General features: G+C 68.3%; 25 protein-coding genes. 12 read left to right on the forward strand and 13 right to left on the reverse strand.

The window, feature by feature from the left end:
* Window positions 1-31: 31 nt before the first annotated feature.
* From J2W22_RS02930 to J2W22_RS02940, 3 genes are all read right to left on the reverse strand, one after another.
* Window positions 32-712, reverse strand: a complete 681-nt coding sequence (locus J2W22_RS02930; protein ID WP_307116765.1) for an energy transducer TonB — start codon at window positions 710-712, stop codon at window positions 32-34.
* Between the two features lie 85 nt (window positions 713-797).
* Window positions 798-2,123 (reverse strand): glutamate--tRNA ligase, encoded by a 1,326-nt coding sequence (gene gltX, locus J2W22_RS02935; protein WP_307116766.1) that lies wholly within the window; start codon window positions 2,121-2,123, stop codon window positions 798-800.
* 10 nt (window positions 2,124-2,133) lie between these two features.
* The gene (locus J2W22_RS02940; protein ID WP_307116767.1) at window positions 2,134-2,673 is read right to left on the reverse strand and encodes a YcxB family protein; all 540 of its coding nucleotides are present in this window, start codon (window positions 2,671-2,673) and stop codon (window positions 2,134-2,136) included.
* Window positions 2,674-2,749: 76 nt separating this feature from the next.
* On the opposite strand from J2W22_RS02940, the gene J2W22_RS02945 reads away from it, so the two are divergent.
* A complete protein-coding gene (locus tag J2W22_RS02945) occupies window positions 2,750-3,685 on the forward strand; it encodes a ribose-phosphate pyrophosphokinase (protein ID WP_307116768.1) in 936 nt (311 codons plus the stop codon).
* A 68-nt stretch (window positions 3,686-3,753) separates the two neighbouring features.
* Here J2W22_RS02945 and J2W22_RS02950 read toward each other — a convergent pair whose 3' ends face one another.
* Entirely contained in the window at window positions 3,754-4,503 is a 750-nt protein-coding gene (locus J2W22_RS02950) for a sulfite exporter TauE/SafE family protein (protein WP_307116769.1), read from the reverse strand.
* Between the two features lie 156 nt (window positions 4,504-4,659).
* On the opposite strand from J2W22_RS02950, the gene J2W22_RS02955 reads away from it, so the two are divergent.
* Together J2W22_RS02955 and J2W22_RS02960 are read left to right on the forward strand one after the other, a co-directional pair.
* A complete protein-coding gene (locus tag J2W22_RS02955; RefSeq protein WP_307116770.1) occupies window positions 4,660-4,983 on the forward strand; it encodes an antibiotic biosynthesis monooxygenase family protein in 324 nt (107 codons plus the stop codon).
* Complete coding sequence (locus tag J2W22_RS02960; protein WP_307116771.1) at window positions 4,980-6,272, forward strand: MFS transporter; 1,293 nt, start codon at window positions 4,980-4,982, stop codon at window positions 6,270-6,272. The genes J2W22_RS02955 and J2W22_RS02960 overlap by 4 nt, the downstream gene beginning before the upstream one ends.
* Before the next feature lie 117 nt (window positions 6,273-6,389).
* Here the strand turns inward: J2W22_RS02960 and J2W22_RS02965 are convergent, their stop codons facing one another.
* Window positions 6,390-8,684, reverse strand: coding sequence for a CDC48 family AAA ATPase (locus tag J2W22_RS02965; RefSeq protein WP_307116772.1), 2,295 nt, complete (start codon window positions 8,682-8,684; stop codon window positions 6,390-6,392).
* A gap of 289 nt (window positions 8,685-8,973) precedes the next feature.
* Here J2W22_RS02965 and J2W22_RS02970 point away from each other — a divergent pair, with 289 nt between their 5' ends.
* A complete protein-coding gene (locus J2W22_RS02970; RefSeq protein WP_307116773.1) occupies window positions 8,974-9,873 on the forward strand; it encodes a LysR substrate-binding domain-containing protein in 900 nt (299 codons plus the stop codon).
* A 186-nt stretch (window positions 9,874-10,059) separates the two neighbouring features.
* Here J2W22_RS02970 and J2W22_RS02975 read toward each other — a convergent pair whose 3' ends face one another.
* Entirely contained in the window at window positions 10,060-10,491 is a 432-nt protein-coding gene (locus tag J2W22_RS02975; RefSeq protein ID WP_373422959.1) for a peptidylprolyl isomerase, read from the reverse strand.
* 137 nt (window positions 10,492-10,628) lie between these two features.
* Here J2W22_RS02975 and mgtE point away from each other — a divergent pair, with 137 nt between their 5' ends.
* Together mgtE and J2W22_RS02985 are read left to right on the forward strand one after the other, a co-directional pair.
* Window positions 10,629-12,032 (forward strand): magnesium transporter, encoded by a 1,404-nt coding sequence (gene mgtE, locus J2W22_RS02980; RefSeq protein ID WP_373422932.1) that lies wholly within the window; start codon window positions 10,629-10,631, stop codon window positions 12,030-12,032.
* Window positions 12,033-12,063: 31 nt separating this feature from the next.
* Window positions 12,064-12,462: a DUF1489 family protein gene (locus J2W22_RS02985; RefSeq protein WP_307116775.1), complete on the forward strand. Its 399-nt coding sequence runs from the start codon at window positions 12,064-12,066 to the stop codon at window positions 12,460-12,462.
* Window positions 12,463-12,610: 148 nt separating this feature from the next.
* Here the strand turns inward: J2W22_RS02985 and msrA are convergent, their stop codons facing one another.
* The 3 genes from msrA to pabB form a co-directional block, all read right to left on the reverse strand.
* Entirely contained in the window at window positions 12,611-13,267 is a 657-nt protein-coding gene (gene msrA, locus J2W22_RS02990; protein ID WP_307116776.1) for a peptide-methionine (S)-S-oxide reductase MsrA, read from the reverse strand.
* 66 nt (window positions 13,268-13,333) lie between these two features.
* The gene (locus tag J2W22_RS02995; RefSeq protein WP_307116777.1) at window positions 13,334-14,533 is read right to left on the reverse strand and encodes a pyridoxal phosphate-dependent aminotransferase; all 1,200 of its coding nucleotides are present in this window, start codon (window positions 14,531-14,533) and stop codon (window positions 13,334-13,336) included.
* 50 nt (window positions 14,534-14,583) lie between these two features.
* Window positions 14,584-16,326, reverse strand: a complete 1,743-nt coding sequence (gene pabB, locus J2W22_RS03000; RefSeq protein ID WP_307116778.1) for an aminodeoxychorismate synthase component I — start codon at window positions 16,324-16,326, stop codon at window positions 14,584-14,586.
* A gap of 80 nt (window positions 16,327-16,406) precedes the next feature.
* On the opposite strand from pabB, the gene J2W22_RS03005 reads away from it, so the two are divergent.
* Entirely contained in the window at window positions 16,407-17,069 is a 663-nt protein-coding gene (locus J2W22_RS03005) for an MBL fold metallo-hydrolase (protein WP_307116779.1), read from the forward strand.
* Window positions 17,070-17,263: 194 nt separating this feature from the next.
* Here J2W22_RS03005 and J2W22_RS03010 read toward each other — a convergent pair whose 3' ends face one another.
* On the reverse strand, window positions 17,264-17,695 hold the full coding sequence (locus tag J2W22_RS03010; protein WP_307116780.1) for an MAPEG family protein: 432 nt from the start codon (window positions 17,693-17,695) through the stop codon (window positions 17,264-17,266).
* A gap of 186 nt (window positions 17,696-17,881) precedes the next feature.
* Between J2W22_RS03010 and rpmF the strand changes: the two genes are divergently transcribed.
* From rpmF to J2W22_RS03035, 5 genes are read left to right on the forward strand one after another with little or no spacing between them, the layout of a single operon-like run.
* Window positions 17,882-18,061, forward strand: coding sequence for a 50S ribosomal protein L32 (gene rpmF, locus J2W22_RS03015; RefSeq protein ID WP_086127748.1), 180 nt, complete (start codon window positions 17,882-17,884; stop codon window positions 18,059-18,061).
* Window positions 18,062-18,102: 41 nt separating this feature from the next.
* Window positions 18,103-19,134: a phosphate acyltransferase PlsX gene (plsX, locus tag J2W22_RS03020; protein WP_307116781.1), complete on the forward strand. Its 1,032-nt coding sequence runs from the start codon at window positions 18,103-18,105 to the stop codon at window positions 19,132-19,134.
* Between the two features lie 10 nt (window positions 19,135-19,144).
* Window positions 19,145-20,116 (forward strand): beta-ketoacyl-ACP synthase III, encoded by a 972-nt coding sequence (locus tag J2W22_RS03025; protein ID WP_307116782.1) that lies wholly within the window; start codon window positions 19,145-19,147, stop codon window positions 20,114-20,116.
* 39 nt (window positions 20,117-20,155) lie between these two features.
* Entirely contained in the window at window positions 20,156-20,530 is a 375-nt protein-coding gene (locus J2W22_RS03030; protein ID WP_307116783.1) for an integration host factor subunit alpha, read from the forward strand.
* Between the two features lie 13 nt (window positions 20,531-20,543).
* The gene (locus tag J2W22_RS03035) at window positions 20,544-20,915 is read left to right on the forward strand and encodes a MerR family transcriptional regulator (protein WP_307116784.1); all 372 of its coding nucleotides are present in this window, start codon (window positions 20,544-20,546) and stop codon (window positions 20,913-20,915) included.
* Between the two features lie 144 nt (window positions 20,916-21,059).
* On the opposite strand, the gene J2W22_RS03040 is transcribed toward J2W22_RS03035, so the two are convergent.
* The 3 genes from J2W22_RS03040 to J2W22_RS03050 are packed head-to-tail and all read right to left on the reverse strand — an operon-like array spanning window position 21,060 to window position 25,269.
* Window positions 21,060-21,593, reverse strand: coding sequence for a SixA phosphatase family protein (locus J2W22_RS03040; RefSeq protein ID WP_307116785.1), 534 nt, complete (start codon window positions 21,591-21,593; stop codon window positions 21,060-21,062).
* An 11-nt stretch (window positions 21,594-21,604) separates the two neighbouring features.
* The gene (locus J2W22_RS03045; protein ID WP_307116786.1) at window positions 21,605-24,307 is read right to left on the reverse strand and encodes an ATP-dependent DNA helicase; all 2,703 of its coding nucleotides are present in this window, start codon (window positions 24,305-24,307) and stop codon (window positions 21,605-21,607) included.
* Window positions 24,304-25,269, reverse strand: coding sequence for a hypothetical protein (locus tag J2W22_RS03050; RefSeq protein ID WP_307116787.1), 966 nt, complete (start codon window positions 25,267-25,269; stop codon window positions 24,304-24,306). Before J2W22_RS03050 ends, J2W22_RS03045 begins: the two co-directional genes overlap by 4 nt.
* Window positions 25,270-25,281 lie beyond the last annotated feature (12 nt).

Consider the following 25,281-nt stretch of genomic DNA (forward strand, 5'->3'; position numbering starts at 1 on the left):
AGAGCCAGCCCCCGCGCACCATCAAGTCCCCTTACTGGTCCTTGATCTGAAAGGTGACGCTGAGCGTCATCCAGCTTTCCTCGGCCACGCCGCCCCGCGTCGCCGGCTTGAACCGCCATTTCGACAGGGCCTGGCGCCTGGTTGCGTCGAAAAAGGCCGGGCTGGTGGCGCTGACCTGCTCGACTGCCTTCACCCTGCCATTGGTGCCGACCAGCACGCGGACGGAGACGCGCCCGTCGCGCTGCTCGCGCAGCTCGGACGCCGGGTAGGCGGGCTGGAAGTCCTCGGCATAGCGCCCGTCGCGGCGGGCACCGACCAAGGGCAAGGGCGCCGGCTCGACGCGCGGCTCGGGCTTGGACACCGGTCCGGTCTCGACCGGCTTGCTGTTGTCCGGCGTGACCAGAGGGATATCCGGCGTGGTCTCCAGCTTGTTGTCGGTCGGCACGGTCTTGAGAATCGGATCGGGGGCGGTGACCGGCGGCTGCATCGCCGGCTTCGGATCCGGCTTGGGCTGCTCCTTGGGCTTCACGTCCGGCGGCGGCGGCAACGTTTCCTTGACCGGATAGGTGGTGAGCGTGGTGTCCCGGATGGCTTTGACGAAATTGGGCGAGGAATAGACCATCCCGGCGATGATCGCCCCGCTGAAGAGCAGCGACGCGCCGATGCTGACGGTGCGCGATTGCTGGGGCCGGTAGCGTTGTTCAGCGTACATGGCGTTGCACTCCATCTCCATTGCCGGTCTGTGCCGACTCCAGTGATGATACAACATTACATTAAACGTGCAAAGGGTTTTGCGATCATGCGCTCCCAAGCCGTTCCAGGGCAGCATCCTTGCCGATCAGCGGCAGGAGCGCGGCCATGTCGGGGCCATGCTCGCGCCCGGTGAGCGCGAGTCGCAGGGGCAGGAACAGCGCGCGGCCCTTGCGGCCGGTGGATTCCTTGAGCGCGCCGGTGAGGGCGGGCCAGGGATTGGACCAGTCGAGCGTCGCGGCGACCTCGGCGGCCTGGCCGAGGAAGGGGCGGTCCTCCTCGGCGATGCTGGCGGTGACGGGTCCCTCGACCACGCTCCACCAGTCGGCGGCTTCGGCGATGGTGGAGAGGTTGGGGCGGATCGCGGCCCAGCCGGCCTCGGTCATGCCGGCGGGGAGGCGGCCCTTCACTGCGGCATAATCGAGCTGGTGGACGATGCGGGCACCCAGCTGCGCCAGTTCCTCCTCGTCGAAGCGCGCGGGGGCGCGGCCGAAACGGGCGAAGTCGAAGCTCTCGATCAGCGGGGCCGAATCGGCCAGCGGCTCGACGGGATCGCTGGTGCCGAGCCGGGCGAGCAGCGCGATCAGTGCCTGGGGCTCGATGCCGATCTCGCGGAAATGCTCGATACCGAGCGAGCCGAGCCGCTTGGAGAGCTTGCCCTCGACGCCGGTGAGCAGCGCCTCATGCGCGAAACGGGGGGCGGCGGCGCCGAGCGCCGCGAACATCTGGAGCTGGGTCGCGGTGTTCGAGACATGGTCCTCGCCGCGCACGACATGGGTGATGGCCATGTCGATATCGTCGATCACCGAGGGGAGCAGATAGAGCCAGCTGCCATCGGCGCGGCGGACCACCGGGTCGGACATGGTCTTCGGATCGAAGCGCTGGGGGCCGCGGACCAGATCGTCCCACTCGATCATGGCGTCATGGTCGAGCCGGAAGCGCCAGTGCGGGCGGATGCCCTCGGCCTCCAGCTTCGCCCGGTCGGCATCGGTGAGGGCCAGGGCGGCGCGGTCATAGACCGGGGGCAGGCCGCGGCCGAGCAGCACCTTGCGCCTGAGCTCCAGCTCCTGCGCGGTCTCATAGGCCGGATAGACGCGGCCGGCGGCCTTCAATTCCTCGAAGCGCGCCTCGTAGCGATCGAAACGGGCGGACTGGCGCTCCTCGCCATCGGGGTTCAGGCCCAGCCAGGCGAGATCGGCGCGGATCGCCTCGACGAACGCTTCCTCCGAGCGCTCGGCATCGGTGTCGTCGATGCGCAGCAGGAACCGGCCGCCCTGCTTCTTCGCGAACATCCAGTTGTGGAGCGCGGTGCGCAGGTTTCCGACATGGAGCTTGCCGGTGGGGCTCGGCGCGAAGCGGGTGGTGACGGTCATGGGCTTCGCCTTAGGAGCGCCGTGCCTTCACGGCAAACCGCTCGAGCGTGGCGATGAGGTCGGCATCCTGCTCGGGGCTGAGGACATGGCGCGGCAGGATCAGCACGATCCGCTCCTGTGGCCGGACGACAATCGACTTGCCGTCGGCGAGCCAGCCATAGAGCGAGGCCCATTCGACCCGGCTGGTGCCGGCCGCAGAATCCGCGACCAGCCCGGCACCGTCCCAACGCCAGCTGGTTTCGGAGAAGAGCGAGGGCTGCTGCTCGGCCATGCGACGGACCTGTGCGGGAATGCGCCACGAGGTCCAGACCAGGACACCCAGCATCACCAGCACGCCGAACAGCGCGGCCCCCTTGTCGCCGAGGCTCCGCGCCAGCGACCACCCGACCGCGAGATCCCAAGCCATCGTGCCCAGGCCCCCCAGCGCGAGCACCACTATCGCGACGAGGAAGAACCGGGCCAGCGGCCGGCGCTGATAGGCGCGATACCATAGCCGCTGCCCGGCGACATGGTCCTCAAGCTGTGGCGTGAACGTCACTTCGCGGTGCATAACCCTCATCCCCCGTCTTGCCCCGCTGCGTATCGGCTGACAAAGGGGGCGTCGAGGGACACTCGGGAGATATTCGATGAAACTGTTGGCCGGCAATTCGAACGCGCCGCTCGCCAAGGCGATCGCGGAGTATCTCGAGATTCCGCTGACCCAGGCGAATGTCCGCCGCTTCGCCGACGAGGAGATCTTCGTCGAGATCCTCGAGAATGTCCGCGGCGAGGACGTCTTCGTGATGCAGTCGACCAGCTATCCGGCGAACGACAACCTCATGGAGATGCTGATCATGATCGACGCGCTGAAGCGCGCTTCGGCCAAGCGCATCACCGCGGTGCTCCCCTATTTCGGCTATGCCCGCCAGGACCGGAAGCCCGGTCCGCGCACGCCGATCTCGGCCAAGCTGGTCGCCAACCTGGTGACCACCGCCGGCGCCGACCGCGTCCTCTCGGTCGACCTGCACGCCGGACAAATCCAGGGCTTCTTCGACATCCCGACCGACAATCTCTTCGCCGCCCCGGTGATGAGCGCCGACATCCATAGCCGCTTCCCCGACAAGAAGTGGATGGTGGTCTCGCCCGACGTCGGCGGCGTGGTCCGCGCCCGCGCGCTGGCCAAGCGGCTTGAGAACGCCCCGCTCGCCATCGTTGACAAGCGCCGCGAGCGCCCGGGCGAATCCGAAGTGATGAACATCATCGGCAATGTCGAAGGGCGCTTCTGCATCCTGATCGACGACATCGTCGATTCGGCCGGCACGCTCTGCAACGCCGCTGCCGCGCTGAAGGCAGCGGGTGCCGAGGACGTGGTCGCATACTGCACCCACGGCGTGCTCTCGGGCGGCGCCGTTGCCCGCGTCGACGGTTCGGCGCTGGCCGAGCTGGTCATCACCGACTCGATCGGCAACCATGCGGTGATCGCCGAGAGCAGCAAGATCCGCCACCTGACGATCGCGCCCTTGCTCGCCGAGGCGATCAAGCGGATCGCGGACGAGAGCTCGGTTTCGAGCCTGTTCGACTGAGCCAAAGTACAGGAAGTACACGCCAAAGCGCGTTTTGGCGTCTTGGTCGCTTCAATGATTACAATGGCTTAGCGAATCGCCTCGGCGACGAGGGCGGTGCCGACCAGGATCATCAGCACATAGATCGCGGTGTAGAAGCGCGCCGCGTCGACCTTGCGCACCAGCCAGACGCCGGCGACGGTGGAGACCAGGGCGAGCGGCAGCAGCGCGGCTGACGTCATGACGTTGGCCGTAGTGAACTGGCCGAGCGCGAGATAGGCCGGGACCTTGATCCAGTTGGTCGCGGCGAAGAACAGCGCGGTGGTGCCGACCAGGATGTCGCGCGGCAGGTTGCGCGGCAGCACCCAGAGCTGGAAGGGCGGCTGGCCGGCATGGGCGATCTGGCTGGTGAAGCCCGAGGCGACGCCGAACAGCGAGCCGATCCAGTCCGGCCAGCGTGCGGTGTCCTTCGGGGTCGCATAGCGCGCGGCCCAGAGCCGATAGGCGCCGAACAGGATCGAGATGCCGCCGACCATCGCCATCACCGCGGCGGAGGACACGCTTGCGGCGAACCAGTAGCCGAGCGCGATGCCGACGATCGAGCCTGGGAGCATCCAGCCGAGCAGCCGCCAGTCGACCGTGCGGCGGAACGCCCAGACCCCGACCACGTCCTGCGCGATCAGGATCGGCAGGGTGATCGCCGCGGCGCGCACCGGATCGACCGCGAAGGTGAGCAGGGGGAGGGAGAGGGCGCCCATGCCGGCGAAGCCGCCCTTGCTGAGCCCGAGCAGGATCACCGCGGGGATTGCGAGCACGTAGAAATGCCAGTCGGTGATCATGCCAGGCCCCATGCCCCAACCGTCATCCCCGCGAAAGCGGGGACCCATCTCCAGGACCATCCGCAATCGCAACCGTCGTGCATGCCGCCGGTGCAGAGATGGGCCCCCGCTTTCGCGGGGGTGACGAAGTGGAGGAAGCGGCTTAATCCGCGGTCCATGGCAGAGGATCGCACCGGGCAAGTCGCCGTCCTGTTCATTTCCGAGCGCACGGGGGAAGACGCAGAGGGGTACGCCGTCGCCGCCGCGGCGATGGACGCGCTGGCGGCACAGCAGCCCGGCTATCGCGGGGTCGACCATGTCGGCAACGACCAGGGCCAGGCGATCACGATCAGCTATTGGGCCGACGAGGCGAGCGCCGTCGCGTGGCGCAAGCATCCCGAGCATGCCGAGACCCGGGAGAAGGGCCGCGGGCGCTGGTACCGATGGTACATGCTCCATGTCGCCGAGATCGGGCGCAGCTACAGCTGGCAGCGGCCATGAGGTTCCGGCGGGTCGACGGCACCTTCGCGCTGCTGTTCACCGTCATGCTCGTCATCGCGGCAGGCAATACCGCGCTGCAATCGGTGCTGCCCGCGCTCGGCCGCTCGCTCCATGCCCCCGACAGCGCCGTCGCCGCGGTGTTCTCGGTCTCCGCCCTGCTCTGGGTGATCGCCGCGCCCTTCTGGGCCAACCGATCCGACCGGCACGGCCGCCGCGCGATGGTGCTGCTCGGCATTGCCGGCTTCACCGTGTCGCTGGGGCTGTGCGGCCTGTGCCTGGCGCTGGGGATCAATGGCTGGCTGGGCCCGGTGGCGACCTTCATCGCATTCGTCGCCGGGCGGGTGATCTACGGGACCTTCGGATCTGCGGCGCCGCCGGCGGTGCAGGCGATCGTCGCGGGGCGGACCAGCCGCGAGGAGCGGACCCAGGCGCTGACCCTGCTCGCCTCGGCCTTCGGGCTCGGCACGATCCTGGGCCCGGCAATCGCGCCCTATCTGGTGATGGGGCATCTCTGGCTGGGAGGACCATTGATAGGACTCGCCGGCCCCGCCTTTGCCGCCAGCGCGATCGGGGTGGTGATCTGGATCGCCGCCGCCCGGGGCCTGCCCCGGGACGAGGGCCATGCGCACGGTGCGGCGATCTCCTATCCCTCGATCGGCGGGCAGGGGACCGGCGCGACGGTGACCGCCGCCACCGCCGAGGAGACCAGCGAGAATATCCGCTATTTCGACCCGCGCATCCGCGCCTGGATCGTCGCCGGGCTGATCATCGGCCATGCCCAGGCGATGACAGGCCAGGCGATCGGCTTCCTGGTGATCGACCGGATGCAGCTGCCGCCGGTCGAGGCGCTGCAACCGACCGGACTGGTGCTGATGATCGGCGCCGGCGCCTCGCTGCTCGCGCAATGGGGGCTGATCCCGATGCTCGACCTGCGACCGCGCGCGCTGGTGCTGGCGGGGGCGGGGCTGGGGCTGCTCGGCTGCGTGGCGACCGGCACAGCGACGACGCTGTACGGCATCGCGATGGGCTATGCGCTGATCTCGCTGGGGATGGGCTTTGCCCGGCCGGGCTTCACCGCCGGCGCCTCGCTGGGGGTGGGAGCGGAAGCGCAGGGATCAGTGGCGGGCAAGGTCACCTCGGTGAACGGCGCGGCGTTCGTGCTGGGACCGTCGATCGGGGTGGGGCTGTACGAGGTCTGGCGGCCGCTGCCCTATCTGACCGCGGCGGGGGCGCTGGGGTGCCTGCTGGTTTATGCCTGGGTGGCGACGCGGGGTTCCAAACAGCCCTAACGTCATCCCCGCGAAAGCGGGGACCCATCTCCCGGACTATCCCGCATCACAGCCGTCGTGATTGACGATAGGGCAGGAGATGGGCCCCGGCTTTCGCCGGGGTGACGAAGTGGAGCGTCAGTCCGAGCCCTTCGGACCGCGGCCCTGCAGCATGCCGGGGGCGATGAACCCCAGCGGCTGGATCGCCGAGGCCTGCTGTTTCAGCCGGCCCGACATCGCCTGGTACTCATTCTCCATCTCGGGCGTGACCGTGGCGCGCGAATCGGCGAGGGCCTCTTCGAAATGCGCCTGGGTCACTTCCTTGGCCTGGAGCGACTGGCGCAGCGCGACCAGACCCGCGCGGCGGACCACGTCCTCCAGGTCCGCGCCGGTATAGCGCTCGGTCTGCCGCGCGATCTCGTCCAGATTTACATCCGAGGCGAGAGGCATCCTGGCGGTCTGGATCGCCAGGATCCGCGCCCGGCCGGCCGCATCGGGCACGCCGACATAGACCAGCTCGTCGAACCGGCCCGGACGCAGCAGCGCCGGATCGATCAGGTTCGGCCGGTTGGTCGCGCCGATCACCACCACCGACTGCAGCTCCTCGAGTCCGTCCATCTCGGCGAGGATCGTGTTGACCACGCGCTCGGTCGCCTGGGGTTCGCCCAGGCCGCCGCCGCGCGCCGGAACGAGGCTGTCGAGCTCGTCGATGAAGATCACGCAGGGCGCAACCTGGCGGGCGCGGGCGAACAGACGTGCGATCTGCTGCTCGGACTCGCCATACCATTTGCTGAGCAGGTCGCTCGACTTGGTGGCGATGAAATTCGCCTCCGCCTCGCGCGCGACGGCCTTGGCAAGGAGCGTCTTGCCGGTGCCCGGAGGCCCATAGAGCAGGAAGCCCTTGGCCGGGCGGATGCCGAGGCGGCGGAACGCGTCGGGATCCTTGAGCGGCAGCTCGACGCCTTCCTTGAGCCGCATCTGCGCATCGTCGAGCCCGCCGACATCCTCCCAGCGCACCGTCGGCGCCTGGACCATGACTTCGCGCATCGCCGAAGGCTGGACGCGCTTGAGCGCTTCCAGGAAGTCCTCGCGCGTGACGGCCAGGGTATCGAGCACCTCGGGGGGGATCGTGCCCTTCTCCAGGTCGAGCTTCGGCATGATCCGGCGCACCGCCTCGATCGCCGCCTCGCGGGCGAGCGCCGACAGGTCGGCCCCGACGAAACCGAAGGTGGTGCGGGCGAGCTCGCCGAGATCGACCTTGTCGCCCAGCGGCATGCCACGCGTGTGGATGCCGAGAATCTCGCGGCGGCCGCGCTCATCCGGCACGCCGACGACGATCTCGCGGTCGAACCGGCCCGGCCGGCGCAGTGCCTCGTCGATCGCGTCGGGCCGGTTGGTCGCGGCGATGACGACGATGTTGGCGCGCGCCTCCAGCCCGTCCATCAGGGTGAGCAGCTGCGCGACCAGGCGCTTCTCCGCCTCGCCCGAGACCTGGCCGCGCTTGGGCGCGATCGAATCGATCTCGTCGATGAAGACGATCGACGGCGCTGCCTTGGCCGCTTCCTCGAAGATCTGGCGGAGACGCCCTTCCGACTCGCCATAGGCCGAGCCCATGATCTCGGGCCCGTTGATCAGGAAGAACTGCGCGTCCGATTCATTGGCGACGGCGCGGGCGAGCCGCGTCTTGCCGGTGCCGGGCGGGCCATGGAGCAGCACGCCCTTGGGCGGATCGACGCCGAGGCGCTGGAACAGCTCGGGATAGCGCAGCGGCAGCTCGACCATCTCGCGCAGCTGGTCGATCGTGCCGGCCATGCCGCCGATATCGTCATAGGTGACGTCGGCGCGGCGGGCATCGCCCGAGGCTTCCTCATATTCGGGGCGCAGCTCGACCTCGGTATTCTCGTCGATATGGACGATGCCCTTGGGGCTGGCCGCGACCACGGTGAGACGGATCTCCTGCAGCGCATAGGCCGGCGCGCGGAGGAACTGGGCGACCTGGGGCGGGATGTCCGCGCGCTGCTGGCCGGCAGTGGCGACGACGTCGCCCTGGGCGAGCGGGCGCTGGAAGAAGACGCGCTTCAATGCCTCGCCGCTGCCCTGGAGGCGGAGATTCTGCTGGGCGGGCGCGAATACCACGCGCGTCGCCGGCTTGGACTGCGCCTTGCGCACTTCGACGAAATCGCCCGAGCCGACGCCGGCATTGGCGCGCTGGAGACCGTCGATACGCAGGAGCTCAAGGCCCTCGTCCTCGGCATAGGGCAGCACGGCAAGCGCCGGGGTGGCGCGCTTGCCGATAATCTCGATCACATCGCCTTCGGTGAGGCCGAGCCGCGCCATCAGGGCGCGCGGCAGATGCGCGAGGCCACGGCCGCTGTCCTCGGGTCGGGCATTGGCAACCTGCAGCCGGGTGGGCTGCGCTTCTTCGTCCGCCATTTTCTGTTCTCCCCAGGCGTGTGAGACGCCGGAGGTGGGGAATCGTTCAGACAAAAAAAAGGCCGATCGCGAGGACCGGCCGGGAAAGTTTTAGGAGAGGATGCCTGAAAGGCACGTGCTTTGTGCAGTGCGGGCGGTTTTTGTGCAAGTGCGAAAAGAAACATTAACGCGTGCACAACTTGCAATCGCGAATAACAAGAGCGATATATGCCTAACACCCAAAAGGGCATTGGCGTGGGGCGAAACCCGCGCCAAGGATAATGACGCAGCGCAACAAAAAGAGAGCGAGATGCGACGACTTCCTCCCCTGACGGCAATCGAAGCATTCGTGCAGGTGGCGCGGCTCGGCTCGATCAAGGCCGCGGCGGAGGAGCTTGCGCTCTCCTCGCCGGCGCTGAGCCGGCGCGTCCAGGCGCTCGAACGGTTCATCGGCAAGCCTTTGTTCGAGCGGCGCCACCAGGCGCTCAAGCTCAACGACGACGGCGACCGGCTGCTCGGCATGATCGCCCCGGCGCTCGACACCATGGCCGATGCGGTGGAGACGATGACCAGCGGCACCGAGCTGCTGCGCCTGCGCCTGGGGCTGCTGCCGCTGTTCGCGACGCAGCGGCTGATGCCGCACATGGGCGACCTCAAGCGCAAGCATCCCGAGCTGCATCTCGATGTGGACACGGGCGGCCATGCGGTGGCGCGGCTGGGCGACGGGCTCGACGCGGCGATCGTCGTGGCGCGCGACATCGACCCGACGCTCTATGCCAAGCGGCTCGATCGCAACCGCGTCTATGTGATCGGCGCGCGCGCGCTGCTCGAAGGGCCGGATCCGATCACCAGGCCCGAGCAACTGTCGCGGCTCACCGCGCTGGTGCACCGCGACATGGCCGACACCTTCACCGCGTGGCGCGCGGCGGCGGGGCTTTCGGAGCAGGAGATCGAGCCGGCAGCGATCGACCATTTCGATTCGGGCACGCTGATGCTCGAGGCGGCGGCGCAGGGACTGGGCGTCGCCTTCATGCTCGAATCGCATTTCGAGGCGGCACGCGACGAGCGGCTGGTCCAGCTCTTCGACCTGACCGTGGACAGCGACTACAGCTACTGGTTCGTCTGTCGCCCGCGCGCGCTGACCACGCGGCCGGTCAAGCTGTTCCACGACTGGCTGGTCGACGTGCTCGAGGCAGACCGGGTGGCGTAGGCGCTGCAATCCTCTCCCTGTGGGAGAGGATCAGCGAAGCTTGGCAGCTTGCTGCCTAGCGTAGCTAGGTGAGGGTGGCCTGCTTATCGACAGGGCGATCCCCTCACCCAGCTCCGACTAAGGCCGAGCTTCGCTCGACCCAAGTCTGCGCAACCCTCTCCCGACGGGAGAGGGAAGGCTAGGACCTTACGCCTCGGTGCGCGCCTTGACGATCTTGCCCGGGTTGCGCGGCGGCTCGCCCTTCGGCAGCGCGTCGACATGCTCCATGCCCTCGGTGACCACGCCCCAGACGGTGTACTGGCCGTCGAGGAAGGTCGCGTCGTCGAGGCAGATGAAGAACTGCGAGTTGGCGCTGTTCGGGTCCATCGTGCGGGCCATCGAGCACACGCCGCGGACATGCGGCTCGCGGCTGAACTCGGCCGGCAGATTGGGCAGGCTCGAGCCGCTCATGCCAGTGCCGGTGGGGTCGCCGCCCTGGGCCATGAAGCCGTCGATCACGCGGTGGAAGACGACGTCGTCGTAGAAGCCTTCGTCGGCGAGAGTGGCGATGCGCTCGACATGCTTGGGGGCGAGATCGGGGCGCAGCTGGATGTGCACCTCGCCGGTATCGAGGGTCATGACGAGCTTGGTGGGTTCGGACACGAAACTTACTCCTGAGAAGGCTTTGCACAGCACCTAGTGGGGCGCGGGGCGACTTGCAAATCACGGCCGGCAATGGCAGCGGCGGAAGCGGGGCCAAACAGGGAGGTCGAACCTTGAGCGAGACCGAACTTCAAGCGGATAGCATGGTCCCCGAGCCCCAGCTCGACGAGGACGACCGGCTGCGGCCGGAGTTCGTCGACGCCGTGCTCGACGCGGTGCACGATGGCGACTCCGCCCGGGCGCATGCGCTGGCCGAGCCGCTCCACCCCGCCGACATCGCCGACCTGGTCGAGCTCGCGCCGTCCGAGGACCGCGCGGCGCTGGTCAGTGCGATCGCCGACCTGATCGACGGCGACGTGCTCGCCGAGATGAACGACTGGGTGCGCGAGGCACTGGTCGAATCGCTTACCGCGACCCAGGTGGCCGACATCGCCGCCGAGCTCGATACCGACGACGCCGTCGCGATCATCGAGGACATGGACGCGGAGGACCAGCGCGAGGTGCTGCGCGCGCTCGATCCGGACGACCGCGCCGCGATCGAGGAAGCGCTTTCCTATCCGGAGGAATCCGCCGGCCGCCTGATGCAGCGCGAGCTGATCGCGGTGCCCGAGCACTGGTCTGTCGGCGACGTGCTCGATTACCTGCGCAAGAACGAGGATCTGGCAACCGATTTCTGGGAAATCTTCGTCGTCGATCCCAGCCACAAGCCGGTGGGCACCTGCGCGCTTTCCTGGATCCTGCGCACCCCGCGCGTCGTCTCGATGGGCGATGTGATGAAGCGCGAGCAGACCTTGATCCCGGTCGACATGGACCAGGAGGAAGTGGCGCTGCGCTTCCAGAAATACGCGCTGATCTCGGCCGCGGTGATCGACCCGAACGGGCGGCTCGTCGGCATGATCACGGTGGACGACATCGTCCACATCATCTCCGAGGAGGCGGGCGAGGACGCGCTGCTGCTCTCGGGTGCCGGCGAGGGCGACATCAACGAGCCGGTGATCGATTCGTACAAGGGCCGGGTGCGCTGGCTGCTGACCAATTTGCTCACCGCCTTGGTGGCGGCGACGATCATCAGTCTGTTCGAGGGCACGATCCAGAAGATGGTGGCGCTGGCCGCACTGATGCCGATCGTCGCGGGCGTGGGCGGCAATGCCGGTACCCAGACCATGGCGGTGACGGTGCGTGCGCTGGCCACCAACCAGCTGACCCAGTCCAACACGCTGCGCGCGATCCAGCGCGAGATTTCGATCGCACTGCTCAACGGCGTGACCGTGGCGCTGGTGATCGGCACCGCGGTGGGGCTGTTCTACCATCATGCCGCGCTGGGCGGCGTGATCGCCGCGGCGATGATGACCAACATCTTCATCGCCGGCCTGGCCGGGGTGGTGGTGCCGGTGACGCTCGACCGGTTGAAGGCCGATCCGGCGGTGGCCAGCTCGATCTTCGTGACGATGACCACCGATTCGATGGGCTTCCTGGCGTTCCTCGGCCTCGCCAGCGCGAGCGGTCTGGTCGGTTGATCCAGGCCGGATCGCACACCAGATTGATCTCGTGCCACTTCATCTGACCAAGGTCGCCTTTGGCTGCGACTCCGTAGAGTATCTCGCCCAGCGCCTCGCATCGCGCGGGGAGGTCTGGGGGCTGACCACCCGCTATCTGCCCAAGCGCCACGAGGAGATCGGCGGCGAGGGATCGCTGTTCTGGATCCTCAAGCACCAGCTGGTCGGCCGCACCCCGATCGTCGGGTTCGGTGAGGCCGAAGGCGGGCGCACCGCGATCCTGATGGAGCCGCGGCTGATCCTGGTCGCCAACCGCCCCAAGCGCGCGCACCAGGGCTGGCGCTATCTCGAGGATACGGACGCGCCGAAGGATCTGGGCGAAGCGGGGGCGGGGCTCGACGAGCTGCCGCCCGCGCTTATGGGCGAGCTGGCGGGGCTGGGACTGATCTGAAACTCTAGCCCTCTCCCACTTTCGCGGGAGAGGGTTGGGTGAGGACACTTCTTATATTCGCCTCAGCGGACAGAAGAAATACCCTCACCCTTCCGCCGACTTCGTCGGCTCCTTCCCTCTCCCGCGAAAGCGGGAGAGGGATTGTGGCTCAATTCACCAGCAGCGGGTACGCATTGCGGAACGCCGCGACCTTCGGCTTGTCGTAGCGCACGATGTAGGGATAGGTCGGGTTCCGCCAGAAGAAGTCCTGGTGATAGGCCTCGGCCGGATAGAAGGTGCCGGTCTCGAGCTTCGTCACGATCGGCTTCGGGAACGCCTTCGCCTTGGTCAGCTGCGCGATATAGGCTGCGGCGACGCTGCGCTGCTCGTCATTCTGCGGGAAGATCGCCGAGCGATAGCTGGGGCCGGTATCGGGATATTGCCGGTTGAGCTGGGTCGGATCGTGCGCGACCGAGAAATAGATGCGCAGCAGCGTGCCGTAGCTGACCTTCTTCGGATCATAGGCGATGCGCACCGCCTCGGCATGGCCGGTCTTCTCGGTCGAGACCTGGGCATAGGTCGCGGTCTGCGCGGTGCCGCCGGCATAGCCGCTCGTCACCGAATGAACGCCCTTCACCGACTGGAAGACCGCTTCCATGCCCCAGAAGCAGCCGCCGGCAAGGACGGCGACCTGCTCGCCCTTGCCCGGCTTCACGTCGACCGCGGGGACGGGCACCGGCACGGCGCGCTCCGCCGCGCTTCCCTGCACGGTGAGCAGCAGCAGGCCGCCCGCGAGCGCGGCAGCAGTCAGGACGTATTTCGACATCGCGAATCCTCAACAGGAGGGAGCACTCTCTCCCCTATACGTCGTCAATCCGCGGCGCGTTACAAGTCAGCGCAGGGCCGCGCAGGCTTCCTGGATGCGCGTGCATGCTTCGGTGAGCAGCGCGTCCGAGGTAGCATAGCTGATCCGCAGCGCCGGCGAGAAGCCGAAGGCCGCGCCGTGCACCGCCGCGACCCGCGCCTCGGTGAGCAGATAGCCGACCATTTCCTCGTCGGTGGTGATCACCTGGCCCTTGGGCGTGGTCTTGCCGATCAGCTGGCTGAACTCGGGATAGACGTAGAAGGCGCCTTCCGGACGCGGGCAGGTCATGCCGTTGATCTGGTTGAGCATCGACACGACGAGATCGCGGCGGCCCTGGAAGGCAGCGACGCGCTCCGCGAGGAAGCTCTGGTCGCCATTCAGCGCCGCGACCGAAGCGGCCTGCGAGATGCTCGACGGGTTGGAGGTCGACTGCGACTGGAGCTTGCCCATCGCCTTGATCAGCCAGGCCGGGCCGCCCGCATAGCCGACGCGCCAGCCGGTCATCGCATAGGCCTTGGACACGCCATTGGCGGTCAGCGTGCGATCGTAGAGCGACGGGCAGACCTGCGCGATCGTGGCGAATTCGAAGCCGTCGTACAGGATGTGCTCGTACATATCGTCGGCATAGATCAGCACATGCGGATGCCGCTCGAGCACCTCGCCCAGCGCCTTGAGCTCGGCGGCCGAATAGGCGGCGCCGGTCGGGTTGGACGGCGAGTTGAGCACCACCCACTTGGTCTTGGCGGTGATCGCGGCCTCAAGCTGCTCGGGCTTGATCTTGTAGCCCGCATCCGCGCCCGCCGAGATGAAGACCGGCGTGCCGCCGGCGAACTCGACCACATCCGGATAGCTGACCCAATAGGGCGCCGGGATCACGACCTCGTCGCCCGCGTCGATCGTCGCGCAGAAGGCGTTGAACAGGGTGTGCTTGCCGCCCGAGTTCACGCTGATCTGGTTCTCGGCATAGGTGAGGCCGTTGTCGCGGGCGTATTTGGCGATGACCGCCTGCTTCAGCTCGGGCGTGCCGTCGACATTGGTGTACTTGGTCTTGCCGGCGCGGATCGCCTCGATCGCGGCTTCCTTGACGAAGTCCGGCGTGTCGAAATCGGGCTCGCCGGCGCCCAGGCCAATCACGTCGATACCGGCGCGCTTCAGCTCGAACACCTTGCTCGTCATCGCGAGCGTGGCGGAGGGCTGGATACGATTGAGCGCGGCCGAGGTCTGCATGAATGGCGCCTTTTCCGGGAGGGGAGACGCCGGGCCTATAGGACCGCGTTCTAGGCTTTCGCAACCGTTACGGCTGAAACCAGTCCGCGAAGGGCATTGCCGAGATAGAAGCCGCTCGCGAGATCCTCGGGCCGCAAGTCGCCTTCCACCGCGCGGCCGGTCTCGATCAGCTCGGCGCGCAGCACGCCGGGGAGCAGGCCGCGGGCGAGCGGCGGCGTGACTAGTGTGCCGTCACGCTCGACGAAGATCGAAGTGAAGCTGCCCTCGGTGAGATAGCCGGACGCGTCGGTGAACAGTACTTCCCAGGCGCCAGCCTCGCGCCGGGCCTCGTCATAAAAGGCGCGACGGCTGGTCTTGTGGGCGAGGCGGAAATCATCGCGCGAGAGCTTGCTGGGCGTGATCGCGACCTCGACCGGGCCAGCCGGCGCCTCGGGCAGCGGGGCGATGCCGATGGCGATGGCGCCCGACGGGGCGAGCAGCAGCCGCACGCGGGCAGGCGCGCGAAGACGGAAGGTCGCGGCCTGCAGCTCGTTGCGCGCTTCGTGGCGATCGAACTCGAAACCGAAGGTACGGGCACTGGCCTTCATCCGCGCCAGATGCCGCTCGAGCAGGGGCAGGCCGGCAAGCGGATCGAAGCGCATCGTCTCGATCAGGTCGAAGGGCGTTTCGCCGGACGTGACGAAGGCGCCCTTGGCCAGGCACTCGTCCCATTCCTCGGCGGCGTTCGAATCGGCGACCACGCCCGATCCTAACCCGAGCAGCGCGCGTGTCGCCCCCTCTTCTATGGTCAAGGTTCGGATAGCCACGTTGAACAGAGCAGAGCCATCGGGCTCGATCGCACCGATCGCGCCGGTGTAGACGCCGCGGGCATCCTTCTCGACCTCGGCGATCACTTCCATCGCGCGCAGCTTCGGCGCACCGGTGACCGAGCCGCAGGGAAAGAGCGTGGCGAGCGCGTCGATCGCGGTGACGCCTTCGCCCGGCTGGGCAGTGACGGTGGAGACCATCTGGTGGACGGTCGGGTAGCGCTCGACTTCGAACAGCGCAGGCACGCGCACCGTGCCCGGGCGGGCGACGCGGGTGAGATCGTTGCGCATCAGATCGACGATCATCAGATTCTCGGCGCGCTGCTTGGGATCGGCGACGAGCTGGTCGGCGAGGGCCTCGTCCTCGGCCGGGTTGCCGCCCCGCCGCGCGGTGCCCTTCATCGGCTTCACGGTGAAGCCGGTGTCGTCGAGGGTGAAGAACAGCTCGGGCGAGAAAGAGAGGATCCAGCGCGTGCCGGTGTAGACCAGTGCCCCATAGCCGGCGCGCGCGCGGGCGCGGAGCAGGGCGTAGAGCGCGGCGGGATGGCCGGCAAAGGGCACATCGGCACGGAAGGTGAGGTTGGCCTGATAGATGTCGCCGGCGGTTATATAGTCGGCGACGCGGGCGAACTGGCCCTGATAGGCGGCGCGGCCGATCCGCGGGACCGGCGCGCCGGCCCAGGCGCCGGCAAGGTCGGGGAGGAGGGCGGCGAGGTCGACGGCCTCTCGATCGACAAATTTACCGAACCACAGGCACGGCGCGGTACCCGACTGGGCAACCGCGCGCGGCTCGATGCCCGAGGCCGCTTCATAGCTGAGGAAACCGGCGAGATGGCCGATGCCTTCGCGCAACCCGGCGAGTGCCCCTGGCACCTGTCCGGGTGCGTCGGCCTGCACGATCTTGCGCACATTATGATAGAGTCGCGCGCCGACGCCGCCCGGGCGGGCATCGTCAAGCAGCACGAAGGGCGTATCGGGCAGGGTCATGCCGGCTGGCGCATGCAGCCGCTTAGCACGGACGGCAAGCCCATGTTGCCGCGCGCGGGCGCGCCGCCTATCTCGAGACCATGTCCAATCCCCCGATGCGCGCCGCGGTGATCCCGGTCACGCCGCTCCAGCAGAATTGCACGCTCCTGTGGTGCACCGAGACGATGAAGGGCGCGTTCGTCGATCCCGGCGGCGACCTGGAGAAGCTGCGTGCCGCCGCCAAGCAGCACGGGGTGACGATCGAGAAGATCCTGGTGACGCATGGCCATATCGACCATTGCGGCGCCGCCGGCGAGTTTGCCAGGGAGCTGGGCGTGCCGCTGGAAGGGCCGCACGAGGCGGACCGTTTCTGGATTTCGCGGCTCGACGAGGACGGCCGGAAATACGGCATCCGCGGCACCGTGTTCGAGCCGGACCGCTGGCTGGAGCAAGGCGACCAGGTGACTGTCGGCAACCTCACCCTCGACGTCTATCACTGCCCCGGCCACACGCCGGGCCATGTCGTCTTCCACCACCCCGAATCGAAGTTCGCCACGGTGGGCGACGTACTGTTCCAGGGATCGATCGGCCGCACCGACTTTCCGCTGGGCAACCATCAGGACCTGCTCGACGCGATCGTGGAGCGGCTGTGGCCGCTGGGGGACGACACCACCTTCGTCCCCGGCCACGGCCCGCTCAGCAATTTCGGGCATGAGCGGAGGACGAATCCGTTCGTTGCCGATTCGGTGCTGGCGAAGGGGTAGGAAGCGCGGCCCGCGCGACTATCGCATCAGATACGCGTCACCCCGGCCTTGTGCCGGGGTCCACCAAGCCGCGCTGACTGACCGAATTGCCGCTTGCCCAGTGCTCGCCTCCCGGTGGACCCCGGTACAAGGCCGGGGTGACGGGGAGAGTTCGGGGCGAGGGCTGACCTCAATCTCCCCGATCTCGCGATTCGCTATAACCGCGGCCCGATCTTGAAGACGGTGGTCGGCGCGGCCTGCTGGTACTGGCTGCCGATATAGATGCCATAGGCGGCGAGGCCGAGCATCGTGATCATGGTCAGCGCGATGCCGATTCGGCGGCCCAGGCCCCAGCCGTCCATCCCGAAGGCGTGGAGGATGCGCCCGAGGACCAGTGCGAAGCCGACGCCCCACAGCCAGATGCTGGTGCCGGCGGCAAGCTCGACCAGGGCGAGCAGCACGAGAATCAGCGGGACATATTCGGTGAAGTTCAGCTGCGCGCGCATGCGACGGACGAGCCGGTCGTCGCCGCCATCGCCGACGAAGATCTTCTCGGCGAGTCGCAGCCGGCTGATTCGCAGGCCAAGCCAGAAGTTGATCACGGCAGCCGCCCCGGCGGTGCAGAGCGTCACGGGTAGAATAAGCATATAGAGTGTCCCCTCCGGAAGGTTACTCCTACACTCCCTTGCTTCCCCTGCAAGAATCGCTATAGGCGCGCACTCGCTTTCGTGACCGTCCGCTGGTCCGGCGAGCGCCGGAGCTTCCGTCGCTTGCCCGCTGGGCCGTGCGGGCGTATCGCGATTTTGACTTTGGTTTCGTTAGAAGGTGCCGAAATGGCCGTTCCCAAGAGAAAGACTACGCCGTCGCGGCGTGGCATGCGTCGCGCTCATGACGCCCTGACGCCCCAGGCGTTCCAGGAGTGCCCGAACTGTGGCGAGCTGAAGCGTCCGCACGTGCTGTGCGGTTCGTGCGGCCACTATAACGGCCGCGAGATCGTTTCGGCCGAAGACTGATTCGGTAACGATTGGGCCGGATCGCGCGGGGGCATGCGAGTATGACGAATTCCTCTCGAATCGCCGTCGATGCGATGGGCGGTGACGAGGGAATTGCGGTCATGCTCGCCGGTGTCGCGCGTGCGCGCCGTCGATTCGAGGGCATGGAGTTCATCCTCGTCGGAGACGAGGCGCAGATCCGCGAGGGTCTGAAGAACCACCCGAACCTGACGGCCGCGTCTGAAATCGTCCACGCACCGGACGTCGTCGCCTCGGAAGAGAAGCCGAGCGCGGCGATTCGGCGTGCCAAGACGACGTCGATGGGAATCGCCATCGACCTGGTGAAGCAGGGCAAGGCCGGCGCCGCCGTCTCCTCGGGCAATACCGGCGCGCTGATGGCGATGGCCAAGCTGTCGCTGCGCACCATGCCCGGCATCGACCGGCCGGCGCTCGCCGCGCTGATGCCGACGCTCGGCGAGAACGACACGGTGATGCTCGACCTGGGCGCCAATACCGAGGTCGACGCGCGCAACCTCGTCCAGTTCGCGGTGATGGGTGCCGCCTATGCGCGCACCGCGCTCGACCTGCAGAACCCGCGCGTCGCGCTGCTCAACATCGGCACCGAGGACATGAAGGGCACCGACTCGATCCGCGAAGCCGCGGCCGAGCTGCGCGCCGCCGAGCATCTGCGCCTCGACTTCAAGGGCTTCATCGAGGGCAACAAGCTGTCGCGCGGCGATGTCGACGTGATCGTGTGCGACGGCTTCTCGGGCAACATCGCCCTGAAGACGGTGGAAGGCACCGCGCGGTTCGTCGCGGACCTGCTCAAGCGCGCATTCTCCAGCTCGACCCGCTCGAAGATCGGCTTCCTGATCTCCAAGCCGGCGACCGAGCTGCTGCGCACGCACCTCGATCCGAACAATCACAATGGCGCGGTCTTCCTCGGCCTGAACGGCATCGTCGTGAAGAGCCATGGCAGCGCCAACGAACTCGGCGTCGACACCGCGATCGGCTTCGCGGCGAAGATGCTCCGCGACGATCTCAATCGCCGCATCGCCGAGGATCTCGGGAACTTCGAAGCAAAGGCGGCGTAGACACTTCAAGATGACCTTGCGTTCCGTCATCGTCGGCACTGGCTCCGCCCTGCCGCCCCGCCGCGTTTCCAACGCCGAACTCGCCCAGGAAGTGGATACGAGCGACGAGTGGATCGTCGAGCGCACGGGCATCCGCTTCCGCCACATCGCCGGGCCGGACGAGACCACCGGGACGCTGGCCGCCGAGGCCGCCAAGGCCGCGCTCGCCAATGCCGGCACCGCCGCGGCGGACATCGACCTGATCGTGCTGGCCACCGCGACTCCGGACCAGACCTTCCCGGCGACCGCCACCAAGGTGCAGGCGCTGCTCGGGATCAACGATTGCGTGGCATTCGACGTCGCCGCGGTCTGCTCGGGCTTCCTCTACGCCGTGCAGGTCGCCGATTCGATGCTGCGCGCAGGCGTCCACAAGCGCGCGCTGGTGATCGGTGCCGAGACGTTCAGCCGCATTCTCGACTGGGAGGACCGCGCGACCTGCGTGCTGTTCGGCGACGGCGCCGGCGCGATCGTGCTGGAATCCCGGGATACGGATTCCGAGGGCGGTCGCGGCATTCTCGCCACCAAGTTGCACGCCGATGGCCGTTACAACGACATGCTCTATGTCGATGGCGGTCCCTCGACCACCCAGACCGTCGGCAAGCTGCGCATGAAGGGCCGCGAGGTGTTCCGCCACGCGGTGGTCAACCTCGCCACGGTGATGTCCGAGTCGCTCGCCCTGGCCGGGCTGGAGCCCAAGGATGTCGACTGGGTGGTGCCGCACCAGGCCAATGCCCGCATCCTCGACGCGACCGCGCGCAAGCTCGACCTGCCGGCCGAGAAGGTGATCGTCACCGTCGACCAGCACGCCAACACCTCCGCCGCCTCGGTGCCGCTCGCGCTCGATGCCGCGGTGCGCGACGGGCGCATCCGGCAAGGAGACCTGCTGGTACTGGAAGCGATGGGCGGCGGCTTCACCTGGGGCGCCGCGGTGGTGCGTTTCTGATAGCTGCGAAAAAACGCAGATAATCATTCCGGAACCTCAATGTTCCCGTTTGCTGTGTCGAAACAATCTGATACGACTAACTCGACACAGTTGAACGCAAGGGGGAGTTGCCGGATGACGGCTGCGGGCACGCTGACCAGGGCCGATCTCGCCGAATCGCTTCATCGCGAAGTGGGGCTGTCGCGCGCCGATGCCGCGCGGCTGGTCGAGCAGATCCTCAGCCATATGTGCGAGGCGCTGGCCGAGGGCCAGAACGTCAAGATCTCGGGCTTCGGCAGCTTCATCCTGCGCGACAAGGGCGAGCGCATCGGCCGCAATCCCAAGACCGGCGTCGAAGTGCCGATCGCGCCGCGCCGCGTCCTCACCTTCCGTGCAAGCCAGATGATGCGTGACCGCATCGTCTCGGCGAGCTGAGAGGAAGTAGCCGATGCCGGGGGCCGAAAAGGCTGCTGGCGCGCTACGGACGATAGGGGAACTCGCCCAGGAGATCGGGCGCCCGCAGCACATCCTCAGATATTGGGAAACCCGCTTTCCCCAGCTGCGCCCGCTCACCCGGGCGGGCAATCGCCGCTACTACCGGCCCGAGGACGTCGCGCTGGTGCGGCGCATCCACGACCTGCTCTCCAACCAGGGCTACACCATCCGCGGCGTGCAGAAGCTGCTCGCGGCGGAGAAGGGCAACAAGGCGGCGCGGGCCGCGGCGGGAACCGCTGCCCCAGCCTCACCCTCGAAAACCGACACCCAGGCACTGAAGGCGATACGCGATTCGCTCTCCAAGGCGCTCGACGAGGATAGTTGAGCCATCTTCCCCTCCCTGGAAGGGGGGATCGAGGTGTGGGTCGCGTCTTGGCGATACTGTCGCCGAAATACCTGCGGCTTTCGTATCGCGAGCACTCCACCCACCCCCAGCCCCTCCCTTTCAGGGAGGGGAGTTCGCAGGGCCTTAGTTGTAGTCCGGCCCCAGCGTCGAATCGAGGTCGCGGGGGCGGGTGAAGCGGAGCAGCTCGGCCTTGCCGGGCTTCACGTCGCGCCAGTCCACCACGTCGAAGCGCATCTCGGCCAGGCTGGCGGTGGGGAACTTCACCTCCACCGAATCGCGCAGCGCATTGTCGGCACAGAGCAACAGCACCAGCTCCTCGAGCCCCGGATTGTGCCCGGAGAAGAGCACACGGCCGGCACCGGCGGGCAGTTCGTGGATCATGTCGAGCAGAGTCGCCGCAGAGGCGAGATAGAGGCGCTGGTCCCAATGCGGGGCGAGATCGCTGCCATAGCCGGTGGCGACCTGCGCCAGCGTCTCGACCACGCGGGCCGCGGGCGAGGCGACGACATGGTCGAACTCCAGCCCCTCGGCGCGCATATGCCGCCCCATCATCGCGGCGGCGCGCTGCCCCTTGGGATTGAGCGGCCGATCGAAATCGCGCGCCACGGGATCGTCCCATCCCGATTTTGCGTGGCGGAGCAGCGTGAGCGTCTTCATGGAATCCCCGGTCAGGCGTTCGCCGGGGCCTCTTGCCCCAGCTTGGCGGCCAAGGAAAGCCGAACGCGGTCAACCGCCTGATCCAGCGTGACGCGCGTCACCCGCGTGCCCGGTGGAAAGGCGTCGAGCAGGCGCGAAGGGCTGGCGGCGGAGAGCAGGACGAAGGTGCCGCGATCGTCTGCCCGGCGAATCAGCCGGCCGAACGCCTGGGCGAGGCGGGCGCGGACGATGCGGTCGTCATAGGCGGTGCCGCCCCCGGCCAGGCGCCGCGCGGCGTGGAGCACGGTCGGCTTGGGCCAGGGAATCCCCTCCATCACCACCAGGCGCAGCGAATCGCCGGGCACGTCGACGCCGTCGCGCAGCGCATCGGTGCCGAGCAGCGAGGCGCGGGGATCGTCACGGAAGATATCGACCAGCGTGCCGGTGTCGATCGGATCGACATGCTGGGCGAGCAGGGGCAGGCCCTCGCGCGCCAGCCGATCGGCGACCCGGGCATGGACGGCGCGCAGACGGCGGATCGCCGTGAACAGGCCGAGCGTGCCACCCTCCGCGGCGACGATCAGCCGGGCATAGGCATTGGCGAGCGCCGGCATGTCGCCGCGCTTGACGTCGGTGACGATCAGCACCTCGGCCTGTACCGCGTAGTTAAATGGGCTCACCGCCTCGAAGCGCTGGGCCGGGCGCATCAGATGGACCGCGCCAGAGCGCGCCTCGGCCACGTCCCAGTCGCCGCCGGCACGCAGGGTCGCCGAGGTGATCAGCGCGCCATGGGCGGGCTTGAGCACGGTCTCGGCAAAGGGCTTGGACGGATCGAGCCAGTGGCGGTGGAGGCCGACATCATATTCGCGCCCCTCAACCCGATCGACCGCCAGCCAGTCGACGAACGCCGAATCGGCCGGGCCGCCGATCCGGGCGATCAAGGCGAGCCAGGCGCCGACGGTATCGGTGCGCCAGCCGAGCGAGGCGACCGCGCCTTCGATCCGGGCCCGGGCCGGGCCGTCCATCCAGTCGGGTGCCTCGGCCAGCACCGCCTCGAGCCGTCGGCCGAGCTTGACCAGCGGCCGGAGCAGCGCGTCGAGCGCCTCGCCCGCCGGGCCCGCCGCCTCGACCAGGGTGCCGTCGGGCTCGGCCAGCTCGGTCTCCAGGCCATAGCCGGCCTCCGCGGCGCCATTGACGTCGCGGGCATAGACGAGGCCGCGCACGGCGGCGAGGAGCTGCTCGACCGGACCGAAGGGCTCGCCTTCATTCAGTCGCTGCAGCCAGCCGTCGCTGGGCAGCGCGCGGGCGGCATCGACCGCCTCGACGATCGCCCGCCCGCCTTCCTCGTCATAGCTGGCGACGTCAGAAAGGCGGGCGGCGAGGCCGCGCCTGCGCCCACGGGAACCCGATTCGGGACCGGTGACCCAGCGGCGAATCTCGATCGCTTCCTGGCCGGTCAGCGCCGCGGCGAACATCGCGTCGGCAGCATCGAACAGGTGATGCCCCTCGTCGAAGACATAGCGGGTGGGGCGGCTGGCGGTCTCGCGGCCGCGCGCGGCGTTGACCATCACCAGCGCATGGTTGGCGATGACGATGTCCGCATCGGCCGAGGCGCGGGCGGCGCGCTCGATGAAGCATTTCCGGTAGTGCGGGCAGCCGGCATAGATGCATTCGCCGCGCCGATCGGTCAGCGCGGTCGAGCCGTTGCGGCGGAACAGGATGGGGAGCCAGCCGGGCAGGTCGCCGCCGACCATGTCGCCGTCCGCCGTATAGGCCGCCCAGCGCGCGACCAGCTGGGCGAGGATCGCGGCGCGGCCGGCGAAACCACCCTGCAGCGCATCCTCGAGGTTGAGCAGGCAGACATAATTCTCGCGGCCCTTGCGCGTGACGATCCGCTTCCTGCGCTGCTCGGGATCGGCGACCAGCCGCTCGCCCTCATGGCCGAGCTGGCGCTGCAGCGCCTTGGTGAAGGTGGAGACCCAGACCGCGCCGCCCGCCTGCTCGGCCCAGAGCGATGCGGGGGCGAGATAGCCGAGCGTCTTGCCGATGCCCGTGCCCGCCTCGGCCAGCACCAGATTGGGCGATTCGCGCATGTCCCGCGGGGCGAAAGCGCCCGCGGCGGCGGCGGCATAGTCGCGCTGACCCTGGCGGCGCTCGGCACCATTGCCGGTGAGGCCGGCAAGGCGATCGGCGATATCCGAATCGGCGAGCGTCACGGTGCGTGGCGGCACGCGCGGGGGCTGCTCGGTCCATTCGGGCAGCTTGGAGAAGAGCCAGCGCTCGGCCTGGGCCGGCTTGGCGATCGCCTGGCTGACCGCGGGCGCCCAGGGCCAGCGCAGCCGGAACAGCGACTGGGCGGAGTTCCACGCGCCTTCGCGCTCGGGCCAGTCGCCCTTGGGCAGGGCGAGCAGCTTCGCCGCAGCCGCGCGGAGGAAGGGGGCGATATCGGCATCGTTGACGGGGACATCCAGTCCGGTGACCCGGGCCAGGCCCTTGGGGGTGGGGACCATGAAGCTGGCCGGGCGGAGAAAGGCGAACAGCTCGAGCAGGTCGAGCCCCGACAGCTCGGCATAGCCGAGCCGCTGGCCGACCAAAGGCGCGTTGAGCAGGATCACCGGCGTATCGGCGGCGACACGGATCGCCTCGCCCCGGCTGATCGCGCGGCAATCGCCGTCCGGAGTCGCGATCCAGACGCCGCCATGGCTGGCGTGGAGGGCGGGATAGGGCAGGGTCATCGCGCGGCCAGGTCCAGTGCGGCAAGGAAGCCCTGCGGATCGGGCACGCCGCGCAGATCCTCGTCGCGGACATCGCCCCTGTGGCGCACGGTGAGCGCCACCCAGGCACGGCCGCTTTTCTCCTCGACGATCAGCGCATCGACGAGTTCGGCCAATGCCAGCTCGCGGTAGAGGCGATCCGATCCGGGCACGCGCCAGGCGATGCGCCGATCGGTCACCAGGATCGTGCCGAATGCCTCGAAGAACCAAGTGCGCAGCCGCTCGCCCAGGGCGACGAGCCCGAGCAAGGCGACTGCCCCGAACGCCAGGAGCAGTACCCAGACCTGGAGCAGGAGGAGCAGCAGCGCCGGGGTGAGCAGCGCCGCCGCGGCGATTGCCTTGCTCGCATCGAGCGAGCCCAGGCCCAGGCTTCCGCGCCAGCGGACCGGCTCGTCCGGCGCCAGCGGATCGATCCCCGTCGCGCCGGCAGGGCTTTCCTCGATGCCCAGAGCGGCGAGAACACCAAGCAGATGCTCGGCATCGCGCCCACGCAGCTCCATCGCGATGCCGCCCCAAGGCCCGCGCCGGACGCGGACGCGCTGGCCGAAAAGCGTCGGCCGCACGTCCAGCGTGCGGATCTCGGCGATCTCCATGCGGCGCTCGCGCGTGCGGCGCCAGACCTCCACGGCCTGGGCGTCCACTCGGTAGCGCAGCTGCGCGGCGCGGGCTGTCGCGGCGGAGACGAGCATAAGGGCGATTCCCAGCGGGATCGCGAGCAGGGCATAATGGACCACGATCTCGGCTTCGGGGCCGGACGGCGGATTGCGCATCATCGCCAGCGCGACGCCCCAGAAGGGCGCGGTCACCATCAGCACCAGGAGCGGCTGCATCAGCCGCGTCAGCAGCGTCGGGCGGCCTTCCCACAGCGCACCGCGGCGATCGATGCCGCCAAGGACGACGGGAGAGGCGGGGTGCGCGACCATGTACGCCTTTCG

Source organism: Sphingomonas kyeonggiensis, from assembly GCF_030812785.1.
In the GTDB taxonomy this organism is placed as follows: Bacteria; Pseudomonadota; Alphaproteobacteria; order Sphingomonadales; family Sphingomonadaceae; genus Sphingomonas; species Sphingomonas kyeonggiensis_B.

Bases quoted from the DNA above. Each gene is read 5' to 3' on its own strand.
- J2W22_RS03045 (WP_307116786.1), bottom strand. From the start codon at position 24,307: ATGACCCTGCCCTATCCCGCCCTCCACGCCAGCCATGGCGGCGTCTGG.
- J2W22_RS03035 (WP_307116784.1), top strand. From the start codon at position 20,544: ATGCCGGGGGCCGAAAAGGCTGCTGGCGCGCTACGGACGATAGGGGAA.
- J2W22_RS02965 (WP_307116772.1), bottom strand. From the start codon at position 8,684: ATGGCGGACGAAGAAGCGCAGCCCACCCGGCTGCAGGTTGCCAATGCC.
- J2W22_RS03030 (WP_307116783.1), top strand. From the start codon at position 20,156: ATGTTCCCGTTTGCTGTGTCGAAACAATCTGATACGACTAACTCGACA.
- J2W22_RS03040 (WP_307116785.1), bottom strand. From the start codon at position 21,593: ATGAAGACGCTCACGCTGCTCCGCCACGCAAAATCGGGATGGGACGAT.
- J2W22_RS02970 (WP_307116773.1), top strand. From the start codon at position 8,974: ATGCGACGACTTCCTCCCCTGACGGCAATCGAAGCATTCGTGCAGGTG.
- rpmF (WP_086127748.1), top strand. From the start codon at position 17,882: ATGGCCGTTCCCAAGAGAAAGACTACGCCGTCGCGGCGTGGCATGCGT.
- J2W22_RS02940 (WP_307116767.1), bottom strand. From the start codon at position 2,673: ATGCACCGCGAAGTGACGTTCACGCCACAGCTTGAGGACCATGTCGCC.
- J2W22_RS03010 (WP_307116780.1), bottom strand. From the start codon at position 17,695: ATGCTTATTCTACCCGTGACGCTCTGCACCGCCGGGGCGGCTGCCGTG.
- J2W22_RS02930 (WP_307116765.1), bottom strand. From the start codon at position 712: ATGTACGCTGAACAACGCTACCGGCCCCAGCAATCGCGCACCGTCAGC.
- gltX (WP_307116766.1), bottom strand. From the start codon at position 2,123: ATGACCGTCACCACCCGCTTCGCGCCGAGCCCCACCGGCAAGCTCCAT.
- J2W22_RS03025 (WP_307116782.1), top strand. From the start codon at position 19,145: ATGACCTTGCGTTCCGTCATCGTCGGCACTGGCTCCGCCCTGCCGCCC.
- J2W22_RS02945 (WP_307116768.1), top strand. From the start codon at position 2,750: ATGAAACTGTTGGCCGGCAATTCGAACGCGCCGCTCGCCAAGGCGATC.
- msrA (WP_307116776.1), bottom strand. From the start codon at position 13,267: ATGTCGAAATACGTCCTGACTGCTGCCGCGCTCGCGGGCGGCCTGCTG.
- pabB (WP_307116778.1), bottom strand. From the start codon at position 16,326: ATGACCCTGCCCGATACGCCCTTCGTGCTGCTTGACGATGCCCGCCCG.
- J2W22_RS03005 (WP_307116779.1), top strand. From the start codon at position 16,407: ATGTCCAATCCCCCGATGCGCGCCGCGGTGATCCCGGTCACGCCGCTC.
- J2W22_RS03050 (WP_307116787.1), bottom strand. From the start codon at position 25,269: ATGGTCGCGCACCCCGCCTCTCCCGTCGTCCTTGGCGGCATCGATCGC.
- J2W22_RS02955 (WP_307116770.1), top strand. From the start codon at position 4,660: ATGGCAGAGGATCGCACCGGGCAAGTCGCCGTCCTGTTCATTTCCGAG.
- J2W22_RS02995 (WP_307116777.1), bottom strand. From the start codon at position 14,533: ATGCAGACCTCGGCCGCGCTCAATCGTATCCAGCCCTCCGCCACGCTC.
- plsX (WP_307116781.1), top strand. From the start codon at position 18,103: ATGACGAATTCCTCTCGAATCGCCGTCGATGCGATGGGCGGTGACGAG.
- J2W22_RS02950 (WP_307116769.1), bottom strand. From the start codon at position 4,503: ATGATCACCGACTGGCATTTCTACGTGCTCGCAATCCCCGCGGTGATC.
- J2W22_RS02975 (WP_373422959.1), bottom strand. From the start codon at position 10,491: ATGACCCTCGATACCGGCGAGGTGCACATCCAGCTGCGCCCCGATCTC.
- J2W22_RS02960 (WP_307116771.1), top strand. From the start codon at position 4,980: ATGAGGTTCCGGCGGGTCGACGGCACCTTCGCGCTGCTGTTCACCGTC.